The sequence below is a fragment of the Pseudomonas xanthosomatis genome (assembly GCF_019139835.1).
Classification (GTDB): domain Bacteria; phylum Pseudomonadota; class Gammaproteobacteria; order Pseudomonadales; family Pseudomonadaceae; genus Aquipseudomonas; species Aquipseudomonas fakonensis.
Genome location: NZ_CP077075.1, coordinates 1,403,654 through 1,422,981, shown reverse-complemented (window position 1 = coordinate 1,422,981; position 19,328 = coordinate 1,403,654). Strand labels below are relative to the sequence as shown.

The 19,328-nt window shown below is 65.8% G+C and carries 19 protein-coding genes; 8 read left to right on the top strand and 11 right to left on the bottom strand.

The window, feature by feature from the left end; genetic code table 11:
- Window positions 1-7: 7 nt before the first annotated feature.
- Genes rlmH through KSS93_RS06300 form a run of 4 tightly spaced genes read right to left on the bottom strand, consistent with a single transcriptional unit; the run spans window position 8 to window position 2,884 of the window.
- Window positions 8-475, bottom strand: a complete 468-nt coding sequence (gene rlmH / locus KSS93_RS06315; protein ID WP_023631106.1) for a 23S rRNA (pseudouridine(1915)-N(3))-methyltransferase RlmH — start codon at window positions 473-475, stop codon at window positions 8-10.
- A 9-nt stretch (window positions 476-484) separates the two neighbouring features.
- On the bottom strand, window positions 485-907 hold the full coding sequence (rsfS, locus tag KSS93_RS06310; protein ID WP_217841617.1) for a ribosome silencing factor: 423 nt from the start codon (window positions 905-907) through the stop codon (window positions 485-487).
- A 44-nt stretch (window positions 908-951) separates the two neighbouring features.
- Window positions 952-1,611 carry a nicotinate-nucleotide adenylyltransferase gene (nadD, locus tag KSS93_RS06305; protein ID WP_217887576.1) on the bottom strand — a complete coding sequence of 220 codons (660 nt, stop codon included), beginning with the start codon at window positions 1,609-1,611 and terminating at the stop codon, window positions 952-954.
- A gap of 1 nt (window position 1,612) precedes the next feature.
- Window positions 1,613-2,884, bottom strand: coding sequence for a glutamate-5-semialdehyde dehydrogenase (locus KSS93_RS06300; protein ID WP_217887575.1), 1,272 nt, complete (start codon window positions 2,882-2,884; stop codon window positions 1,613-1,615).
- Window positions 2,885-3,179: 295 nt separating this feature from the next.
- On the opposite strand from KSS93_RS06300, the gene KSS93_RS06295 reads away from it, so the two are divergent.
- Window positions 3,180-3,866, top strand: coding sequence for a DNA-3-methyladenine glycosylase (locus tag KSS93_RS06295; protein ID WP_217887574.1), 687 nt, complete (start codon window positions 3,180-3,182; stop codon window positions 3,864-3,866).
- 3 nt (window positions 3,867-3,869) lie between these two features.
- Complete coding sequence (locus KSS93_RS06290; RefSeq protein WP_217887573.1) at window positions 3,870-5,186, top strand: bifunctional DedA family/phosphatase PAP2 family protein; 1,317 nt, start codon at window positions 3,870-3,872, stop codon at window positions 5,184-5,186.
- A 52-nt stretch (window positions 5,187-5,238) separates the two neighbouring features.
- Here KSS93_RS06290 and KSS93_RS06285 read toward each other — a convergent pair whose 3' ends face one another.
- From KSS93_RS06285 to KSS93_RS06275, 3 genes are read right to left on the bottom strand one after another with little or no spacing between them, the layout of a single operon-like run.
- A complete protein-coding gene (locus KSS93_RS06285; protein ID WP_217841612.1) occupies window positions 5,239-5,829 on the bottom strand; it encodes an LON peptidase substrate-binding domain-containing protein in 591 nt (196 codons plus the stop codon).
- 9 nt (window positions 5,830-5,838) lie between these two features.
- Entirely contained in the window at window positions 5,839-6,555 is a 717-nt protein-coding gene (locus tag KSS93_RS06280) for an LrgB family protein (protein ID WP_217887572.1), read from the bottom strand.
- On the bottom strand, window positions 6,552-6,914 hold the full coding sequence (locus KSS93_RS06275; protein ID WP_217887571.1) for a CidA/LrgA family protein: 363 nt from the start codon (window positions 6,912-6,914) through the stop codon (window positions 6,552-6,554). The genes KSS93_RS06280 and KSS93_RS06275 overlap by 4 nt, the downstream gene beginning before the upstream one ends.
- 148 nt (window positions 6,915-7,062) lie before the next feature.
- Between KSS93_RS06275 and KSS93_RS06270 the strand changes: the two genes are divergently transcribed.
- The 3 genes from KSS93_RS06270 (at window position 7,063) to KSS93_RS06260 (ending at window position 10,046) form a co-directional block, all read left to right on the top strand.
- Window positions 7,063-7,518, top strand: coding sequence for a MaoC family dehydratase (locus KSS93_RS06270; protein ID WP_217841609.1), 456 nt, complete (start codon window positions 7,063-7,065; stop codon window positions 7,516-7,518).
- Window positions 7,519-7,641: 123 nt separating this feature from the next.
- A complete protein-coding gene (locus KSS93_RS06265) occupies window positions 7,642-9,381 on the top strand; it encodes a C13 family peptidase (RefSeq protein ID WP_217887570.1) in 1,740 nt (579 codons plus the stop codon).
- Window positions 9,382-9,401: 20 nt separating this feature from the next.
- Window positions 9,402-10,046, top strand: coding sequence for an oxidoreductase (locus tag KSS93_RS06260; RefSeq protein WP_217887569.1), 645 nt, complete (start codon window positions 9,402-9,404; stop codon window positions 10,044-10,046).
- Window positions 10,047-10,124: 78 nt separating this feature from the next.
- On the opposite strand, the gene KSS93_RS06255 is transcribed toward KSS93_RS06260, so the two are convergent.
- The 4 genes from KSS93_RS06255 to KSS93_RS06240 form a co-directional block, all read right to left on the bottom strand.
- The gene (locus KSS93_RS06255) at window positions 10,125-10,412 is read right to left on the bottom strand and encodes a YceK/YidQ family lipoprotein (RefSeq protein ID WP_217887568.1); all 288 of its coding nucleotides are present in this window, start codon (window positions 10,410-10,412) and stop codon (window positions 10,125-10,127) included.
- Window positions 10,409-11,038, bottom strand: a complete 630-nt coding sequence (gene ubiX, locus KSS93_RS06250; protein WP_217887567.1) for a flavin prenyltransferase UbiX — start codon at window positions 11,036-11,038, stop codon at window positions 10,409-10,411. Before ubiX ends, KSS93_RS06255 begins: the two co-directional genes overlap by 4 nt.
- On the bottom strand, window positions 11,035-12,384 hold the full coding sequence (gene mpl, locus KSS93_RS06245) for a UDP-N-acetylmuramate:L-alanyl-gamma-D-glutamyl-meso-diaminopimelate ligase (RefSeq protein ID WP_217887566.1): 1,350 nt from the start codon (window positions 12,382-12,384) through the stop codon (window positions 11,035-11,037). Before mpl ends, ubiX begins: the two co-directional genes overlap by 4 nt.
- A gap of 66 nt (window positions 12,385-12,450) precedes the next feature.
- Window positions 12,451-14,424 carry a sigma-54-dependent Fis family transcriptional regulator gene (locus tag KSS93_RS06240; protein WP_217887565.1) on the bottom strand — a complete coding sequence of 658 codons (1,974 nt, stop codon included), beginning with the start codon at window positions 14,422-14,424 and terminating at the stop codon, window positions 12,451-12,453.
- A 266-nt stretch (window positions 14,425-14,690) separates the two neighbouring features.
- On the opposite strand from KSS93_RS06240, the gene exaC reads away from it, so the two are divergent.
- From exaC to KSS93_RS06225, 3 genes are all read left to right on the top strand, one after another.
- On the top strand, window positions 14,691-16,211 hold the full coding sequence (gene exaC, locus KSS93_RS06235) for an acetaldehyde dehydrogenase ExaC (RefSeq protein WP_217887564.1): 1,521 nt from the start codon (window positions 14,691-14,693) through the stop codon (window positions 16,209-16,211).
- A 216-nt stretch (window positions 16,212-16,427) separates the two neighbouring features.
- Entirely contained in the window at window positions 16,428-17,876 is a 1,449-nt protein-coding gene (gene eat / locus KSS93_RS06230; RefSeq protein ID WP_217887563.1) for an ethanolamine permease, read from the top strand.
- 49 nt (window positions 17,877-17,925) lie between these two features.
- The gene (locus tag KSS93_RS06225) at window positions 17,926-19,320 is read left to right on the top strand and encodes an ethanolamine ammonia-lyase subunit EutB (protein ID WP_217887562.1); all 1,395 of its coding nucleotides are present in this window, start codon (window positions 17,926-17,928) and stop codon (window positions 19,318-19,320) included.
- Window positions 19,321-19,328 lie beyond the last annotated feature (8 nt).

The window sequence follows — 19,328 nt, the reverse complement described above, 5'->3', positions numbered from 1 at the left end:
TACAGGTTCATTTGTGGTAGGGGTGCCCGGACAACACGGTCCAGGCGCGGTAGATCTGCTCGCCGATCAGTATCCGTACCAACGGGTGCGGCAAGGTCAGCGGCGACAGCGACCAGCGCTGTTCGCTGCGCGCACAGACCTCCGGCGCCAGCCCTTCCGGGCCGCCCACCATCAGGTTGACCGTACGCGCGTCCAGGCGCCAACGGTCCAGCTCGCCCGCCAGTTGCTCGGTGCTCCAGGGCTTGCCATGGACCTCGAGGGTGACGATGCGTTCCCCGGGCTGCACCTTGCTCAGCATCGCCTCGCCCTCCTGACGGATCAGGCGGGCGACATCGGCATTCTTGCCACGGGTGTTCAGCGGGATTTCCACCAGCTCCAGCGCAAGCTCAGGGGGCAGGCGCTTGGCATATTCATGCCAGCCTTCCTCAACCCACTTGGGCATGCGCGAGCCGACCGCGATCAGGCGCAGGCGCACGGCGCTTCCTTATTCCCGGTCTTTGAGCTTGTCGGTGAAGTAGTCGCTGGCGTTTTCCGGGCTGTGGTGCTTGGCATCGGCGGCACGGCTCTGCTCGGCACCCAGCCACAGGCGCTCCAGGTCGTAGAACTGGCGGGCAGCGGCGGTCATCATGTGCACGATGACGTCGTTCAGGTCCAGCAGCACCCAGTCGCTGTCGCCCTTGCCTTCTTCGCCCAGGGGCTGCGCGCCCTTGGCCTTGACGACTTCGCGGACCTTTTCCAGCATCGCGTTGATCTGGCGGTTGGAGGTACCGGTGGCAATGATCATGTAGTCGGTCAGGCTGTGCTTGTCGCGCACGTCGATGACCTGGATGTCCTGGGCCTTGACGTCTTCCAGCGCGGCCTTGGCCAGCTCGACCAGTTCTTCGCCATTGATTTTCTGCTTGGTCATATAAAACTCGTTCAACTCATTGATTGAGGCGCCAGCCGGCGCCGTCAGTTGGACGCACGGTACAGGCCGTGCGCCTCGATGTAGGCCAGTACTGCGTCCGGCACCAGATACCGAACCGACTTGCCACTGGCCAGCAGCTGTCGGATCTGCGTGGCGGACACCGCAAGCGGGGTCTGCCAGACGAACGAAATGTGCCCCGCCGGGCCGGACATGGCGGTGGGATCGCTCTGTGAACGGGCTGCCAGCAAATTGCGCAGCTCGTCAGGGGGTTCTACGTCGGCATCCGGGCGTTGCAGCACCAGGATGTGACAGTGTTGCAGCAATTCTTCCCAGCGGTGCCAGCTGGGCAAACCGCAAAAGGCATCCCAACCCAGCACCAGGTACAGCTGGTCGTGGGGGTTCAGCTCGCAGCGCACCGACTCCAGCGTGTCGATGGTGTACGACGGCTTGTCGCGGGCAAGCTCGCGGGCATCGACGCTCAGGCAAGCTACCCCTTCGACCGCGCCGCGCACCATGGCCAGCCGGTCCTCGGGCGCCACCTGCGGGGTGTCGCGGTGCGGCGGGCGGGCGTTGGGCAGCAGGCGCAGTTCGTCCAGGCGCATGAACTCGGCCACTTCCAGCGCGCTGCGCAGGTGGCCGATGTGCACCGGGTCGAAGGTTCCGCCAAGAATGCCGATGCGCCGGACTGCCGCAGCCTTGCTCAACTCAGCAGGACTCCTGGCCGCGTAGCTGGCCGTCGCCGATCACCACGTACTTCTCGCAGGTCAGGCCTTCGAGGCCCACCGGGCCACGGGCGTGAAGCTTGTCGGTGGAGATGCCGATCTCTGCGCCCAGGCCGTACTCGAAGCCGTCGGCGAAGCAGGTCGGGGTGTTGAGCATGACCGACGCCGAGTCGACCTCGGCCATGAAGCGCCGGGCCTGGCCCTGGTGCTCGGTGATGATCGAGTCGGTGTGGTGCGAGCCGTAGTGGTTGATGTGCTCGATGGCCTGGTCCAGGCCGTCGACCACGCGAACCGACAGGATGGCGTCGAGATATTCGGTGTGCCAGTCGTCTTCGCTGGCAGGCTTGGCGTCGATGATCGCCCGGGTACGTTCGCAACCGCGCAGCTCGACGCCCTTCTCGACGAAGCGGCGGGCCATTTCCGGCAGGAAGCCCTCGGCCACCTGCGCATCCACCAGCAGGGTTTCCATGGCGCCGCAAATGCCGTAGCGGTAGGTCTTGGCGTTGAATGCCACGCGCCAGGCCTTGTCCAGGTCGGCGTGCTGGTCGACGAACACGTGGCAGATGCCGTCCAGGTGCTTGATCACCGGCACCCGCGCGTCGCGGCTGATGCGCTCGATCAGGCCGCGGCCGCCACGGGGGACGATCACGTCGACGAACTCGGGCATGCTGATCAGCGCGCCGACCGCTTCACGGTCGGTGGTCTCGACCACCTGCACCACCGCCGGCGGCAGGCCGGCCTCGGCCAGGCCACGCTGGATGCAGGTGGCGATGGCGCGGTTGGAGTGGATGGCTTCGGAGCCGCCACGCAGGATGGTGGCGTTGCCCGACTTGAGGCACAGGCTGGCAGCGTCGATGGTCACGTTGGGGCGCGACTCGTAGATGATGCCGATAACGCCCAGCGGCACACGCATCTTGCCAACCTGGATGCCCGACGGGCGGTAGCTCATGTCACGGATGGCGCCGACCGGGTCCGGCAGGCTGGCGACCTGGCGCAGGCCGGTGATCATGCCGTCGATGCGCGCCGGGGTGAGTGCCAGGCGGTCGAGCAGCGCCGGCTCCAGGCCGTTCTTGCGGCCGTTGGCCAGGTCCTGTTCGTTGGCTGCGGTGAGCGCGTCGCGGGCGGCGTCCAGCGCGTCGGCGGCGGCCTGCAGGGCGCGGTTCTTCTGCGCGGTGCTGGCACGCCCGATCACGCGCGAGGCCTCGCGGGCGGCGCGACCCAGGCGGGTCATGTAGTCAAGAACGGACTCGGTCATGGGCTCGGTGTCTTGGCAAAGGGGAAATCGGCTGATTATAACTGGCGCGCCCCGGTACGCCCAGCGGCGGGTGGCGGATGGTAGAAAATGGCTGGAAGTAATGCGTAGGAAAGATGTAACTGACCGTATCGGAATTATCCGAGCCGGATCCAGCCCTTCGCGGGTAAACCCGCTCCCACAGCGTTTGCGCGGGCCCTGTGGGAGCGGGTTTACCCGCGAAGAAGCAACCGCGATTCAGCCTCGATTAAGCCATTCATTGCTATCATCCCCGCCTTCACCACCACGAAGCGCCCGCATGCCAGCCCCCTGCCCCGCCCGCGCCCTGCCCGACAGCTTCTTCGACCGCGATGCGCAGACCCTCGCCCGCGACCTGCTGGGCAAGGTCATCCGCCACCGCCACGGCAACCTGTGGCTGGCGGCCCGCATCATCGAAACCGAGGCCTACTACCTTACCGACAAAGGCAGCCACGCCTCCCTCGGCTACACCGAAAAACGCAAGGCGCTGTTCCTCGACGGCGGGCATATCTACATGTACTACGCCCGCGGCGGCGATTCGCTGAACTTCAGCGCCCAGGGCCCGGGCAACGCGGTACTGATCAAGTCGGCCTACCCCTTCACCGATGCCCTGAGCGACGAAAACAGCCTGGCGCAGATGCAGCTGAACAACCCCGACGCCAGCGGCGCGCTGCGCCCGCCCGAGCGCCTGTGCAACGGCCAGACCCTGCTGTGCCGGGCCATGGGCCTGAAAGTGCCGCACTGGGACGCGCAGCGCTTCGACCCCGAGCGTCTGTACGTCGAGGACTGCGCCATTCAAGTGCCGCGGGTGATACAGGCGGCACGGCTGGGCATTCCCCATGGCCGCGACGAGCACCTGCCGTACCGCTTCGTCGATGCCGACTACGCGCGCTTCTGCACCCGCAACCCTTTGCGCCGCGGGCAGGTCGAAGGCCGTGACTTCTTCATTCTGGAACAAGGAAACTGACCCATGGGCCAATGGCTCGACAGCCTGACCGCCTGGCTAGGCGCCAACCCCCAGTGGCTGGGCCTGGCGATCTTCCTGGTCGCCTGCGTGGAATGCCTGGCCATTGCCGGCATCATCGTGCCCGGCACCGTACTGCTGTTCGCCGTGGCCGTGCTGGCCGGCAGCGGCGCCTTCAGCCTGGGCGAAACCCTGCTGCTGGGGTTTCTCGGCGGCCTGCTGGGTGACGCCATCTCCTACACCATCGGCAAGTATTTCCACCAGAACATCCGCCGCCTGCCATTGCTGCGCAGCCACCCCGAGTGGATCGGCAGCGCCGAGGCGTACTTCCAGCGCTACGGCATCGCCAGCCTGCTGGTAGGGCGTTTCATCGGCCCGCTGCGGCCGATGCTGCCGATGGTCGCCGGCATGTTCGACATGCCCCTGCCACGCTTCATCGTGGTCAGCCTGGTGGCCGGCGCCGGCTGGTCGGTGGCCTACCTGCTGCCAGGCTGGGCTACCGGCGCGGCCATGCGCCTGCCACTGCCCGAAGGCTTCTGGCCGCAGGCTGGCGCGGTGGTCGGCACCCTCGCGGTACTGATCGGCCTGAGCCTGAGCTACAGCATTCGCGACCAGCGCAATGGCACCCGGCTGATCGCCGCCCTGAGCGGCCTGGCGGTGGCTGCGTTGTTCATCGGCTGGCCGTACCTGAACGCGTTCGACCAGGGCGTGATGACCCTGGTGCAGGAGCATCGCAGCCAGGCCCTGGACGGCATACTGGTGATGGTCACCCGCCTGGGCGACTTCCGTACCCAGTTCTTCCTGGGCGGCCTGCTCACCGGCCTGTTGCTGCTGGCCCGGCAGTGGCGCCACGCGGTGTTCGCAGGCGCCGCGCTGATAGGTACGGCGTGCGCCAACGGTACACTGAAGTGGCTGTTTGCCCGCGCCCGACCAGAGGTGCTCACTGACCCGCTGACCAGCTACAGCATGCCCAGCGGTCACAGTTCGGCGTCGTTCGCGTTCTTTCTGGTGCTGGCAGTACTGGCCGGGCGCAGCCAGCCGCCGCGCATGCGCCTGACCTGGGTGATGCTGGGTTGCATACCGGCGCTGGCCATTGCCTTGTCGCGGGTGTACCTGGGGGCGCACTGGCCGACCGACATCCTCGCCGGGGCACTGCTGGCCTGCTGCGTATGCGCGCTGAGCCTGACCCTTGTGCAACACCGCCAGCCGCTGACGGCGCTGTCGCAGCGGGTGTGGTGGCTGGTGCTGCCGGCGTGCATGGCGCTGCTGGCGTTCTTCATGCTGCATGCGTTGCCGCAGGCGTTGTTGCGCTACCAGTATTGACTGGCTGCCCTCAGGTATCACCAAACCCTGTAGGACCGCATCGACCTTCTGCTCAGGCGAACAGCTCGCCCTGAATCCGCTCCAGCAAGGTCTGGATCGCCTCCAGGCGCACCTGGGGCGAGTCCATCGCCAGCAGGTCGAGCTTGTCCTCTTCCATGAACGGCAGCAGGTAGGCCAACTGGTTGGCCAGCGACTGCCGGCCATCCACATCACGCGGCATGTCCAGCGCCTCGACCATCGGGTGTTCGCCCAGCGCCAGCAGCAACGCCAGCAAGTCATCGTCCTGTTCTACCAGCGGGCTGTCGGCGGTTTCCGGTAACCACTGCACCTCGCCCACCAGCAACTGGTCCTTGCGCACCTCGGTCTGCGCCACGCGAAAACGCCGCACACCCTCGACGCGAATACCCAGCAAGCCGTTGTCCTGCTGCACGAAATCGCGAATCAGCGCCTCGCAACCGACCGAGGCCACCGCCGGCGGCGCCTTGCCCACCTGCTCGCCCTCGAGAATGCACACCACGCCAAAACCTTCGCCCTGCTTCATGCAGCGGCCGATCATGTCCAGGTAGCGCGCCTCGAAAATCTGCAAGTCGAGCAGACAACCGGGAAACAGCACGGTATTCAGGGGAAACAGCGGTAGCGTCATGTGCAGTCCTCAGGCCACCAGGCTGACCGCCAGCGGCAGGAACACCGCCGTGGCCACGCCCATCAAACTCATTGCCAGCGCGGCGAAAGCACCGCATTCGTCACCTTCCTGCAAGGCCACCGAGGTGCCCACCGCGTGGGCACTCACCCCCAGCGCCATGCCCCGGGCCTCGGGGCTGAGCACCCCCAGGCGGTTGAGCAGCGCCGGGCCGAAGATCGCCCCGATCACCCCGGTGATCAACACGAACACCGCCGCCAGGGCCGCCACGCCGCCGATCTGCTCGGCCACCAGCATGGCAATCGGCGAGGTGACCGACTTCGGCGCCATGGTCATCAGGATCATGTGTTCGGCACCGAACCACCAAGCTAGCCCAACACCGGCCACGGTGGCGAACAGGCCTCCGACTACCAGCGTAGTAAAGGTCGGCCAGAACAGCTGACGAATGCGCCGCAGGTTCAGGTACAGCGGCACTGCAAGGGCCACGGTGGCCGGGCCCAGCAGGATATTCATGATTTCGGTGCTCTTGCGGTATTCGGCATAGTCGATGCCGCACAGCAGCAGCACGCCGATCACCAGCAGCATCGATACCAGCACCGGCTGCAGGAAGATCCAGCGGGTTTTCTCATAAGCCGCCAACACCAACTGGTAGGCCGCCAGGGTGATGCCGATGCCGAACAGCGGGTGGTGGATGAGCGCCTCCAGGGCGCCGTGCCAGTCGAGGTTCATGGCTGGTCCTCACGCTCGCCCTGGCGTTGAATGAGCTTTTGCATCAGCACGCCGACCAGCACCAGGGTGGCCAGGCAGGAAAGCACCAATGCACCGACGATGGCCCAGAAATCCGCAGCAATGTCCTTGGCATACACCATCACCCCCACCGCCGGCGGCACCAGCAGCAAAGGCAGGTAGCGCAGCAGGCTGCCGGCCGCCTCGTTGAGCGGCTTGCCTACCTCGCCGCGAAGCATCAGGTAGGCCAACAGCAACAGCAGGCCGATGATCGGCCCGGGCAGGATGTGCAGGAACAGGTGATTGATCGCCGTCCCCAGCAGCTGGAACAGCACCAGCCAGGTCAAACCACGCAACAGCATACGGACCTCCCGAAAGCAGGCGGCCATTATAAGCACGCTAAGCAAGTGCCTATAAGGCGATATTCGCCGAAAAGCGGTCAACTTGACTGAAACGGTTCGCCGTGCTGATCTTGCACCTTCGTACCAAATGACAACCTGGAGAGTCGCGATGCCCTATGTACCGGTTACAGAGCTTGCGCAGTACGTTGGCAAGGAGTTGGGACGTTCCGACTGGCTGAAGATCGACCAAGACCGCATCAACCTGTTCGCCGAAGCCACCGGCGATTTTCAGTTCATCCATGTCGACCCGGTAAAAGCCGCCAAAACCCCGTTCGGCACCACCATCGCCCATGGTTTTCTCACCCTGTCGCTGCTGCCCAAGCTGATGGAGGACATCATCGTGCTGCCCGAGGGGCTGAAGATGGTGGTCAACTACGGGCTGGACAGCGTGCGCTTCATCCAGCCAGTGAAGGTCGACAGCAAGGTGCGCCTGAAGCTTGAGCTGGCTGAGGTGACCGAGAAGAAGCCCGGGCAATGGCTGCTCAAGGCCACCGCCACGCTGGAAATTGAGGGCGAGGAGAAACCGGCCTATATCGCCGAGCCCCTGTCGCTCTGCTTCGTCTGACCGGGCCCGATCGCCGGCAAGCCGGCTCCTGCAGGGGCCAGCTTGCCGGCGATGCTGCAGCACAATTCACCAGCGCCATCATTGTGCGGCATACTCGGCGCATCGTTTCGCCCGGACCCCGCCATGCGCCCACTGCTCCCTCTGACCCTCGCACTGCTGCTCGCCGCCTGTGGCGAGGGCGAACCCTTGTCGCCGCCCGACGCGCGCCTGCCCGACGGCGGGCGCTACCGGGGGCAGGTGGTCAATGGCCTGCTGCAGGGTGAAGGGCGCATCGACTACCCCAACGGCAGCTGGTACGCCGGCGCGTTCAAGGATGGCCAGTGGCACGGCCAAGGTGAATGGCACGGCAGCAACGGCGAGGTCTACCGCGGCCAGTTCAACCAGGGCCTGTTCGAGGGCCTGGGCGACCTGAGCACCCCGGGCAGCCACTACGCCGGCACCTTCAAGCACGGCCGGCGCGACGGCGAAGGCACCCTCAAGCAGCACGACCAGACCTACCGCGGCCAGTTCAAGGACGACCAGTACGACGGCGCCGGCCTGCTGGAGATGGCCGACGGCAGCCGCTACCAGGGCCTGTTCGCCAAGGGCAAGCCCAACGGCGCCGGGGTACGCAGCGACGCCGCCGGCAACCAGTTCGGCGGGCATTTCATCGACGGCCACCTGCAGGGTGCCGGCACCTACGACAGCGCCGATGGCGAGCAGTACATCGGTGAATTCAAGGATAACCGCCTCGAAGGCCGTGGCCGCTACGAGAACGCCGACGGCGATGTATGGATCGGCGACTTCAAGGACGGCTCGCTGAGCGGCGAAGGCGAGCTGCTGGGCAGCGACGGCAGCCACTACAAGGGCGGCTTTCGCGACTGGCGCTTCAACGGCAAGGGCACCCTGCAACTGGCCGACGGCAGCGAGTACAGCGGCGGTTTCGCCGACGACGCCTACCAGGGCAGCGGCCGCCTGACCCAGGCCAATGGCCGGGTCGAAAGCGGTTACTGGGTCAATGGCGTGCGGGTACGCAACGACCAGGGCAAGGCCCTGCCCGACCCGCTGGACCTGGCCCTGCTCAAGCAGGGCAAGCTGCTCGACGATGCCCTGGCCAAGGTGCCGCGCTCGGTGCCGCCGGTGCAGTTGTACAGCCTGGTGGTGGCCGGTGATGGCCAGCAGAGCGTGTTCATGCGCGAAGCCGACTACGTCAGCAACATGCTCAAGGTACGCTTCGGCGCCCACGGCCAGGTCACTCTGGTCAACCACCGCGACCACATGGCTACCCGCCCCATGGCCACCCGCGAGAGCCTGACCCGCGCCGCCCGGGTGATCGCCGAGCGCAGCGGCCCGGAAGACCTGGTGTTCATCTACCTGACCAGCCACGGCAGCCAGGACCACCAGCTGGTGCTCGACCAGCCGCGCCTGCAACTGGCCGACCTGTCCGCCGACGAGCTGGCCAGCGCCCTGGCCCCGCTCAAGGAGCGCGACAAGGTCATCGTCATCTCGGCCTGTTATTCCGGTGGTTATATCGCCCCGCTGAAGGATGACCGCACCCTGATCATGACCGCCGCACGCCCCGACCGGGTGTCGTTCGGCTGTTCCGAAGAAGCCGACTTCACCTACTTTGGCGACGCCCTGTTCGCCCAGGCGCTGAACCAGACCGATGACCTCAAGCAGGCGTTTGAACTGGCGCGCGACAGCGTTGCCGAAAGGGAACGCAGGGAAGGTTTCGAAGCTTCCGAGCCGCAAATCTGGGCGCCGAAGCCGGTGCTTGCACACTGGCAGCGGCTGCGCCAGCAGCAAGCCGAAACAGCCTTGCGCAATGACGCGCAACCCGCAGCGGGGGCCAGGCAAAAACCCCAGGCGCCCACTAAGCTGTGATGTAACAAGGGAGAGACATCATGTATTTGACGCCTCAGCATGTCCTGCTTGCCGGTGCCACGGGTCTGACGGGTGAACACCTGCTCGACCGCTTGCTCAACGAACCCACCATCAGCCGCGTACTGGCGCCGACCCGTCGGCCGCTGGCCGAGCACCCGCACCTGGAAAACCCGGTGGGCGACCCGGCCGTGTTTCTCCCGCAACTGGCCGGCCGCGTGGATATCGCCTTCTGCTGCCTGGGCACCACGCTCAAGCAGGCGGGCTCGGAATCGGCGTTCCGTGCTGTCGATCTGGACATGGTGGTGGCCTTCAGCAAGCGCGCCCGCGAGATGGGCGCGCGCCACCTGCTGGTGGTCAGCGCCCTGGGCGCCGACCCCAAATCGTCGATCTTCTACAACCGGGTCAAGGGCGAAATGGAGCAGGCGCTGAAGGACCAGGACTGGCCGCAATTGACCATCGTGCGGCCGTCGCTGTTGCTGGGCGAGCGCATGGAGCCGCGCCTGGGCGAAATGGTCGCGGCGCCGTTCGCCAGGCTGATCCCCGGCAAGTACCGCGGTATCGAGGCCTGCACCCTGGCCCGAGCGCTGTGGCGCCTGGCGCTGGAGGAGGAAGACGGGGTGCGGGTGGTCGAGTCGGATGAGTTGCGCAGGTTGGGCAAGAAGTAACCCTTCCCTACAGCACGATCCTTGTAGGAGCGGCCTTGTGCCGCTCCTACAGGGTACTGAGCAAGCGGCTTATCTCACCTACAACCCACCGGTCGCGTTAAACCCCACCCCCGCCGCCGTCAGCAACGACAACGGCAAAAGCAGCGTATCCAGCAACGCACTGCCCGGCAGGTCCAACCGCGGATACGCCGGTGCCTCTGCCCCAAAGCGATCCAGCGGGCAGCACCCACCGTTCATCACGTACAAATCCAGGCGCGTACCGGCGTACACCACCGGCGCCCCGGGCTTGTTCGCATCCAGCGTGCGCACCGTGGCGCAGCCACCCAGCGCACCCAGCACCAGCAGCCCCGCCAGCAGCCGTTTCAATCATCAACCCCATAGTGATGCTCACCCCAGCGCGGCAGCATGTCCTGCGGGATGTTCAGCAGGTTGAGAATGCGCGCCACCACGAAGTCCACCAGGTCATCGATGGTCTGCGGCTGGTGATAGAACCCCGGCGCCGCCGGCAGCATCACCGCGCCCATCTGCGACAGCTTGAGCATGTTCTCCAGGTGAATGGTCGACAGCGGCGCCTCGCGCGGCACCAGAATCAACTGCCGGCGCTCTTTCAGAGTGACGTCCGCGGCACGTTCGATCAGGTTGTTGCAGGCACCGGTGGCGATAGCCGACAGCGTGCCGGTGGAGCACGGCACCACCACCATCGCCGCCGGCGCGCCGGAGCCCGAGGCTACCGGCGACATCCAGTCTTCCTTGCCGTACACGCGGATCTGCCCGTCGGCAGCGCCGGTGTACTCGGTCAGAAACGCCTGCATCGCCTGGGGCTTGGCCGGCAGCACCACGTCAGTCTCGGTGGCCATCACCAACTGCGCGGCCTTGGAGATCAGAAAGTGCACCTCGCGGTCCTCGCGCACCAGGCAGTCGAGCAGGCGCAGGCCATACTGCGCACCAGAGGCGCCGGTCATGGCCAGGGTGATGCGTTCCGGGCCGCTCACTTGAGCGCCTCGGCCAGCTTGCCGTGCAGGCCGCCGAAGCCGCCGTTACTCATGATCACCACGTGGGTGCCCGGGCGCGCCTGGCCCTTGATGCGTTCGATGATCGCCTCGAGGCTGTCGGCAACCACGCTCGGCACCTTGCATTCGGCCGCCGTGCCGGCCAGGTCCCAGCCCAGGTTGGGCGGTGCGTACCAGATCACCTGGTCGGCGTCATTGACGCTTTCTGGCAAGCCGTCGCGGTGCGCGCCGAGCTTCATGGAGTTGGAGCGCGGCTCGATGACGGCAATCACCGGCGCCTCGCCAACGCGCTTGCGCAGGCCATCGAGGGTGGTGGCAATGGCGGTCGGGTGGTGGGCGAAATCGTCATAGATGGTCACGCCTTGCACTTCGGCGACCTTCTCCATGCGCCGCTTGACGCTCTTGAACGCGCTCAGGCCATCGATCGCCATGGCCGGCACCACGCCAACGTGGCGCGCGGCGGCCAGGGTGGCCAGGGCGTTGGCGACGTTGTGCTGGCCGGTCAGGGCCCAGTCCACCACACCTTGGGCAACCCCCTCGAACAGCACCTCGAAGCGCGAGCCGTCTGGGCTGAGCAGGCGCGCCTGCCACTGGCCACCGGCGCCGGTGGTTTGCACCGGGGTCCAACAGCCCATGCCGATGACCCGCTCCAGCGCAGCTTCGGTGGTCGGGTGGATGACCAGGCCTTCACTGGGGATGGTGCGTACCAGGTGGTGGAACTGCCGCTCGATGGACGCAAGGTCGGGGAAGATGTCGGCGTGGTCGAACTCAAGGTTGTTGAGGATCGCGGTGCGCGGGTGGTAATGGACGAACTTGGAGCGCTTGTCGAAGAACGCGCTGTCGTATTCGTCGGCCTCGACCACGAAGAACGGCGTATCGCCCAGGCGGGCGGATACCGAGAAGTTCTGCGGCACGCCGCCGATCAAGAAGCCCGGGCTCATGCCGGCGTGCTCCAGCACCCAGGCCAGCATGCTGCTGGTGGTGGTCTTGCCGTGGGTACCGGCCACTGCCAGCACCCAACGGCCCTGCAGCACATGGTCGGCCAGCCACTGCGGGCCGGACACATAAGGCAGGCCCTTGTTCAGCACGTACTCCACCGCAGGGTTGCCCCGCGACATGGCGTTGCCGATCACCACCAGGTCCGGGGCCGGCTCCAGTTGGGCCGGGTCATAGCCCTGGGTCAGCTCGATGCCCTGGGCTTCGAGCTGGGTGCTCATGGGGGGATAGACGTTGGCGTCGGAGCCCGTGACGCGGTGGCCAAGTTCCTTGGCCAGCACCGCCAGCGAGCCCATGAAAGTGCCGCAGATACCGAGAATGTGAATGTGCATGGTCGACCTCGCAAAACTTCGAGGCAGGGTAGCCCAGGGCGAGGGAAATCGCACCCGCTGTTTCGCTCAGCCAGCCCTGGCGATGCCGTGTTTGCGCAGTTTCCGATACAGGGTGTTGCGGCTGATGCCCAGGTGCTCGGCGACCTGGGTCAGGTGCCAGCGTTTTGCTTCCAGCACAGTCAGCAGGGCGTGACGTTCGGCGTCCTCGAGATTCACCGCTGACCTGTGGGAGCGGGCTTGCCCGCGATCGAGGGCAACGCCCTCGCCATGCGGTGTCTGGTCGGACGCATTCGCGGGCAAGCCCGCTCCTACAGGGATTGCGCCGCGGCGAACAACGGCGGGCAGGTCCTGATACTCGACCCGGCCTTCATCACACAACGCCACCAAGGTGCGCAGCACATTGCGCATCTGCCGCACGTTGCCCGGCCAGGCAAAATCCAGCAGCGCCTGGCGGGCACCTGGCTCCAGAGCCACTGGCTGGCCCTGCGCCTCCTGGCGCAGCAGAAAGTCCAGCAACTGCCCCTTGTCGCTGCGCTCGCGCACCGCCGGCAGCGCCACTTCGAGGCCATTGAGCCGGTAATAAAGGTCTTCGCGGAAAGTGCCCTGCGCCACGCGCTCCAAAAGGTCGCGGTGGGTGGCACTGACGATACGCACATCCACCGCCTGCGCCTCGCCACCGATGGGCACAACCTGGCGCTCCTCCAGCACCCGCAGCAGGCGGGTCTGCAGCGCCAGCGGCATGTCGCCGATCTCGTCCAGCAACAAGGTACCGCCGTCGGCCTGCAGCAACTTGCCGCGCATGCCCTCCTTGCGCGCGCCGGTAAAGCTGCCGCCGCGGTAACCGAACAGCTCGCTCTCGATCAGGCTCTCGGGGATCGACGCGCAGTTGATCGCCACGAGCGGCTTGTGCCGGCGGGCGCTGGCCTGGTGCACGGCCTGGGCGAAGGCCTCCTTGCCGCAACCGGTCTCGCCGCGCAGCAACAACGGCACATCACGCTCGAACACCCGCACCGCCCGGCGAAACTCCTGCTGCAAGGCCGGGTCGAGCAGGCAGATGCCGGGCTCGGCCTCGCGCTGCGGTTGCGCCAATGCCACCGGCCATATCGGCGTGCGCGCCTGGCCGCGCAGGCTGGCGAACACCTGGCGCCCGTCGCGGGTATGCAGCGGCCAGGCCGCGCTGCCTTGTGGCGTGGCGCGGCTGAACAATTCGTCATGGTTGCAGGCGAAGAACATTTCCACCGGCTTGCCCAACACCCCGCCACGGATGGTCCCCAGCAGGTTCAGCGCGCCCTGGTTGGCGGCGCAGATGCGCCCGTCGCCATCGAAAGCCAGCAACCCCTCGCTGAACAGCCCGACCGACTCGGCCTGCAGGTGAAAACGCAGCAGCCATTGCTGTTCGAAGTGGCGCAGGAAGTAACAGCTTTCGATCATCTTCGCCGACAGGTTGACCAGCGCCATGGTGTGGAACTGGCTCTGGCGCGACACGTCCGGGCGCGCCGATGACACGTCGAGCACCGCCAGCAGCTCGCCATGGGGGTCGAACACCGGGCTGGCCGAGCAGGTCAGCCCGGTGTGGCGCCCGCGAAAGTGCTCGTCCTGGTGAATGGTCAGGGCCTGGCGCTCCACCAGGCAGGTGCCGATGCCGTTGGTGCCCTCGCGGGCTTCGCTCCAGTCAGCGCCCAACCACAGGCCGGCGCGCTCGAAGATGCGCCGCTCGCTGGGAGCGGTGACGCAGTTGAGGATCACCCCGCGGGCATCGGTGAGCAGCACCGCATGCCCGGCACCGGACAACTGCTGGTGCAGGCTGTTCATTTCGTGGTCGGCAATTTGCAGCACCTGGCGCAGGCCTTCACGGCTCTCCAGCAGGCGGCCGTGCTCCAGCACCACCGGGGCCTGGGCGCGGGCCGGGTCGAGGTGGTAGTCCTCAAGGCAACGCAGCCAGGAGCGAGCAATCGATGGGTCGCTGCCCGGCCCGCTGGCCTGGCCGTGGGCAACGGTCAGCACTTGCTGGGCATGGCGGCTGAACGGGTTGCTCTGCATTTTTGTTGTTCTCCGCAGATGACACGTGCCGCCAGCATCCTCCAGCCGCCCATGCTTTGCAATGGTGCACTGACCACCGAGTCACCGGTCGTGCCACAAGCGGTACAAAGTGTCACCCAGGCTGTGCCACCTGCGGTACAGCACCCCGCGCCGGCCCCTGAATAAATGACCCAAGTCATTGATTGGCAAGGGCCTCCAGGCGCTGGCCCGACCTTTGCTCTACGCTTTGAAACTCCGCAACAATCACAACGACCAGGAGACACATCATGCGTTATGCACATCCCGGCACCGACGGCGCGAAGGTCAACTTCAAGAGCCGCTACGGCAACTACATCGGTGGTGAGTTCGTGGCGCCGGTGAAGGGGCAGTATTTCGAGAACACCTCCCCGGTCAACGGCAAGCTGATCGCCGAGTTCCCCCGCTCCACCGCCGAAGACATCGACAAAGCCCTGGATGCCGCCCATGCCGCCGCCGACGCCTGGGGCCGCACCTCGGTGCAGGACCGCTCCAACGTGCTGCTGCGCATTGCCGACCGCATCGAGCAGAACCTTGAACTGCTGGCCATCACCGAAACCTGGGACAACGGCAAGCCAATCCGCGAAACCCTGAACGCCGACATCCCGCTGGCGGTGGACCACTTCCGCTACTTCGCCGGCTGCATTCGCGCCCAGGAAGGCGGCGCTGCCGAAATCAACGAAACCACCGTGGCCTACCACATTCACGAGCCGCTGGGCGTGGTCGGGCAGATCATCCCGTGGAACTTCCCGCTGCTGATGGCCGCCTGGAAGCTCGCCCCGGCCCTGGCCGCCGGCAACTGCGTGGTGCTCAAGCCGGCCGAACAGACCCCGCTGGGCATTACCGTACTGCTGGAGCTGATCGGCGACCTGCTGCCCAAGGGCGTGCTCAACGTGGTGCAGGGTTATGGCCGCGAGGCCGGTGAAGCGCTGGCCACCAGCAAGCGCATCGCCAAGATCGCCTTTACCGGCTCCACCCCGGTGGGCTCGCACATCATGAAGTGCGCCGCCGAGAACATCATCCCGTCCACCGTCGAGCTGGGCGGCAAGTCGCCGAACGTGTACTTCGAAGACATCATGCAGGCCGAGCCAAGCTTCATCGACAAGGCCGCCGAAGGCATGGTGCTGGCGTTCTTCAACCAGGGCGAGGTGTGCACCTGCCCGTCGCGGGCACTGGTGCAGGAGTCGATCTACCCGCAGTTCATGGAAGTGGTGATGAAGAAGGTGCTGCAGATCAAGCGCGGCGACCCGCTGGACACCGACACCATGGTCGGCGCCCAGGCCTCGCAGCAGCAGTTCGAGAAGATCCAGTCGTACCTGAAGATTGCCCAGGAAGAAGGCGCCGAACTGCTGACCGGCGGCAAGGTGGAGCAGCTCGAAGGCTCGCTGGCCACCGGTTATTACATCCAGCCGACCCTGCTCAAGGGCAACAACAAGATGCGCGTGTTCCAGGAAGAAATCTTCGGCCCGGTGGTCAGCGTCACCACGTTCAAAGATGAAGCCGAAGCCCTGGCGATTGCCAACGACACCGAGTTCGGCCTGGGTGCCGGTGTGTGGACCCGCGACATCAACCGCGCCTACCGCATGGGCCGCGGCATCAAGGCCGGCCGCGTGTGGACCAACTGCTACCACCTGTACCCGGCGCATGCCGCGTTCGGTGGCTACAAGAAGTCCGGCGTCGGCCGTGAAACCCACAAGATGATGCTCGACCACTACCAGCAGACCAAGAACCTGCTGGTGAGCTACGACATCAACCCGTTGGGCTTCTTCTAAACCGCGTAGTGGGGATGCTACGCAGCCCATCGCGGCACAAGGCCGCTCCTGCAGATGACCGCATTCCCCTGAAGGAGCGGCCTTGTGCCGCGATGGGCCGCAAAGCGGCCCCAACACCCCAATCCCAGAGCCCCAACCGCTCTGGCTCGCTTCCTGCAAAACAATCACCAAGGCCCGGGCTCCCTCCGGCCACCAAGAAAAAAAACAGGTGAATCCATGCCAAGCGATCACTCCGCCGGCGCGCCGGCAAGCTCCTCCGTCGATTTCGAAAAGGTCGGCTCCGACTACTTCCAGCAACGCGAACTGAAAAAAGGCGCCGCAGGCTGGGTGCTGCTGGTGGGCCTGGGTGTGGCCTACGTGATCTCCGGCGACTACGCCGGCTGGAACTTCGGCCTGGCCCAGGGCGGCTGGGGCGGCATGTTCCTCGCCACCCTGCTGATGGCCACCATGTACCTGTGCATGTGCTTCTCGCTGGCCGAGCTGTCTTCGATGATCCCTACCGCCGGCGGCGGCTATGGCTTTGCCCGCAGCGCCTTCGGGCCCTGGGGCGGGTTTCTTACCGGCACCGCGATCCTGATCGAGTACGCCATCGCCCCTGCGGCCATCGCCGTGTTCATCGGTGCCTACTGCCAGTCGCTGTTCGGTATCGGCGGCTGGATGATTTACCTGGCGTTCTACATCGTGTTCATCGGCATCCACATCTTCGGGGTGGGTGAAGCGCTGAAACTGATGTTCATCATCACCGCCGTCGCCGCCATCGCCCTGGCGGTGTTCCTGATCGGCATGGTGCCCCATTTCGATGCAGCCAACCTGTTCGACATCGCCAAGACTGACGCTGTTGGTGCAAGCAGCTTCCTGCCGTTCGGCTACGTGGGCGTGTGGGCGGCGATCCCCTACGCCATCTGGTTCTTCCTGGCAGTGGAGGGTGTGCCGCTGGCCGCTGAAGAAACCAAGAACCCTAAACGCGACCTGCCGCGCGGCCTGATCGGCGCGATGCTGGTGTTGCTGGCCTTCGCCCTGCTGATTCTGGTGGTCGGCCCCGGTGGCGCCGGCGCCGAAGCGCTGAAAGCCTCGGGCAACCCGCTGGTCGAGGCGCTGTCCAAAGCCTACGGCGGCTCCACCTGGATGGGCGGCTTCGTCAACCTGGTGGGCCTGGCCGGCCTGATCGCCAGCTTCTTCTCGATCATCTACGCCTATTCGCGGCAGATCTTCGCCCTGTCGCGCGCCGGCTACTTGCCGCGCAAGCTGTCCGAAACCAACAAGAGCAAGGCCCCGGTGCTGGCCCTGGTGATCCCAGGCATCATCGGTTTTGCCCTGTCGCTGACAGGCCAAGGCGACCTGCTGATTCTGGTGGCGGTATTCGGCGCTACGCTGTCCTATGTGCTGATGATGGCCGCACACATCACCCTGCGTATCCGCCGGCCGAAGATGGAGCGCCCGTACCGCACCCCGGGCGGCGTGCTCACCTCGGGCGTGGCCCTGGTACTGGCCTGCATCGCCGTGGTGGCGGGCTTTCTGGTAGACCCGCGGGTAGTGATTGGCGCGGCGGTGATCTACGGCGTGCTGATTGCCTACTTCGCCTTCTACAGCCGTCATCACCTGGTGGCTGGCACCCCGGAAGAGGAATTCGCCGCGATCCAGAAGGCCGAAGAGGCCCTGCACTGATCGCAGACTTGCGCCGCAGGCCAACCCTGCGGCGCCCTGGAGATTCTGTATGGCAGTTTTCGTACACACGGTGGGCAACCAGCTTTACCGCTTCGACAGCCTCAAAGAGGTAATGGCCAAGGCCAGCCCGGCGCGCTCCGGCGACTACCTGGCCGGCGTTGCCGCCAGCAACGATGGCGAGCGGGTGGCGGCGCAGATGGCGCTGGCCGATATCCCGCTCAAGCATTTCTTGAATGAAGCGCTGATCCCCTATGAACAGGACGAAGTCACCCGGCTGATCGTCGACACCCATGACCAGGCAGCCTTCGCCCCGGTCAGCCACCTGACCGTCGGCGGCCTGCGCGACTGGCTGCTCAGCGAGCATGCCGACGAGCATAGCCTGCGCGCCCTGGCCCCCGGCCTGACCCCGGAAATGGCCGCAGCGGTATCGAAGATCATGCGCGTGCAGGACCTGGTGCTGGTGGCGCAGAAAATCCGCGTGGTCACGGCGTTTCGCGGCACCATGGGCCTGCGCGGGCGGCTGTCGACCCGGCTGCAACCCAACCACCCCACCGACGAGCCGGCCGGTATTGCTGCCAGCATTCTCGACGGCCTGCTGTACGGCAACGGCGACGCCATGATCGGCATCAACCCGGCCACCGACAGCATTTCGTCGATCTGCGCCCTGCTGGAGATGCTCGATGCCATCATCCAGCGCTACGACATCCCCACCCAGGCCTGCGTGCTCACCCACGTCACTACCTCGATCGAGGCGATCAACCGCGGTGTGCCGCTGGACCTGGTGTTCCAGTCGATCGCCGGCACCGAGGCGGCCAATGCAGGCTTTGGCATCAACCTCAACGTGCTGCAAGAGGGCTACGAGGCAGGCCTTTCGCTCAAACGCGGCACCGCCGGGCACAACCTGATGTATTTCGAGACCGGCCAGGGCAGTGCGCTGTCGGCCAACGCCCACCACGGCGTCGACCAGCAAACCTGCGAAACCCGCGCATATGCTGTGGCACGGCACTTCAAGCCGTTTCTGGTCAATACCGTGGTCGGTTTCATTGGCCCGGAGTACCTGTACAACGGCAAACAGATCATCCGCGCGGGCCTCGAGGACCACTTCTGCGGCAAGCTGCTGGGCGTGCCCATGGGCTGCGACATCTGCTACACCAACCACGCCGAAGCCGACCAGGACGACATGGACACCCTGCTGACCCTGCTGGGAGTAGCCGGGATCAACTTCATCATGGGCATCCCCGGCTCCGACGACATCATGCTCAACTACCAGACCACCTCGTTCCACGACGCGCTGTACGCCCGCCAGACCCTGGGCCTGCGCCCGGGGCCGGAATTCGAGGCATGGCTTGCGCGCACCGGCATCTTCACCCAGGCCGACGGGCGCATCCGTTTCGGCGACAACCTGCCGCCGGCCTTCCGCCAGGCCTTGGCACAGTTGACATAGGGACGACC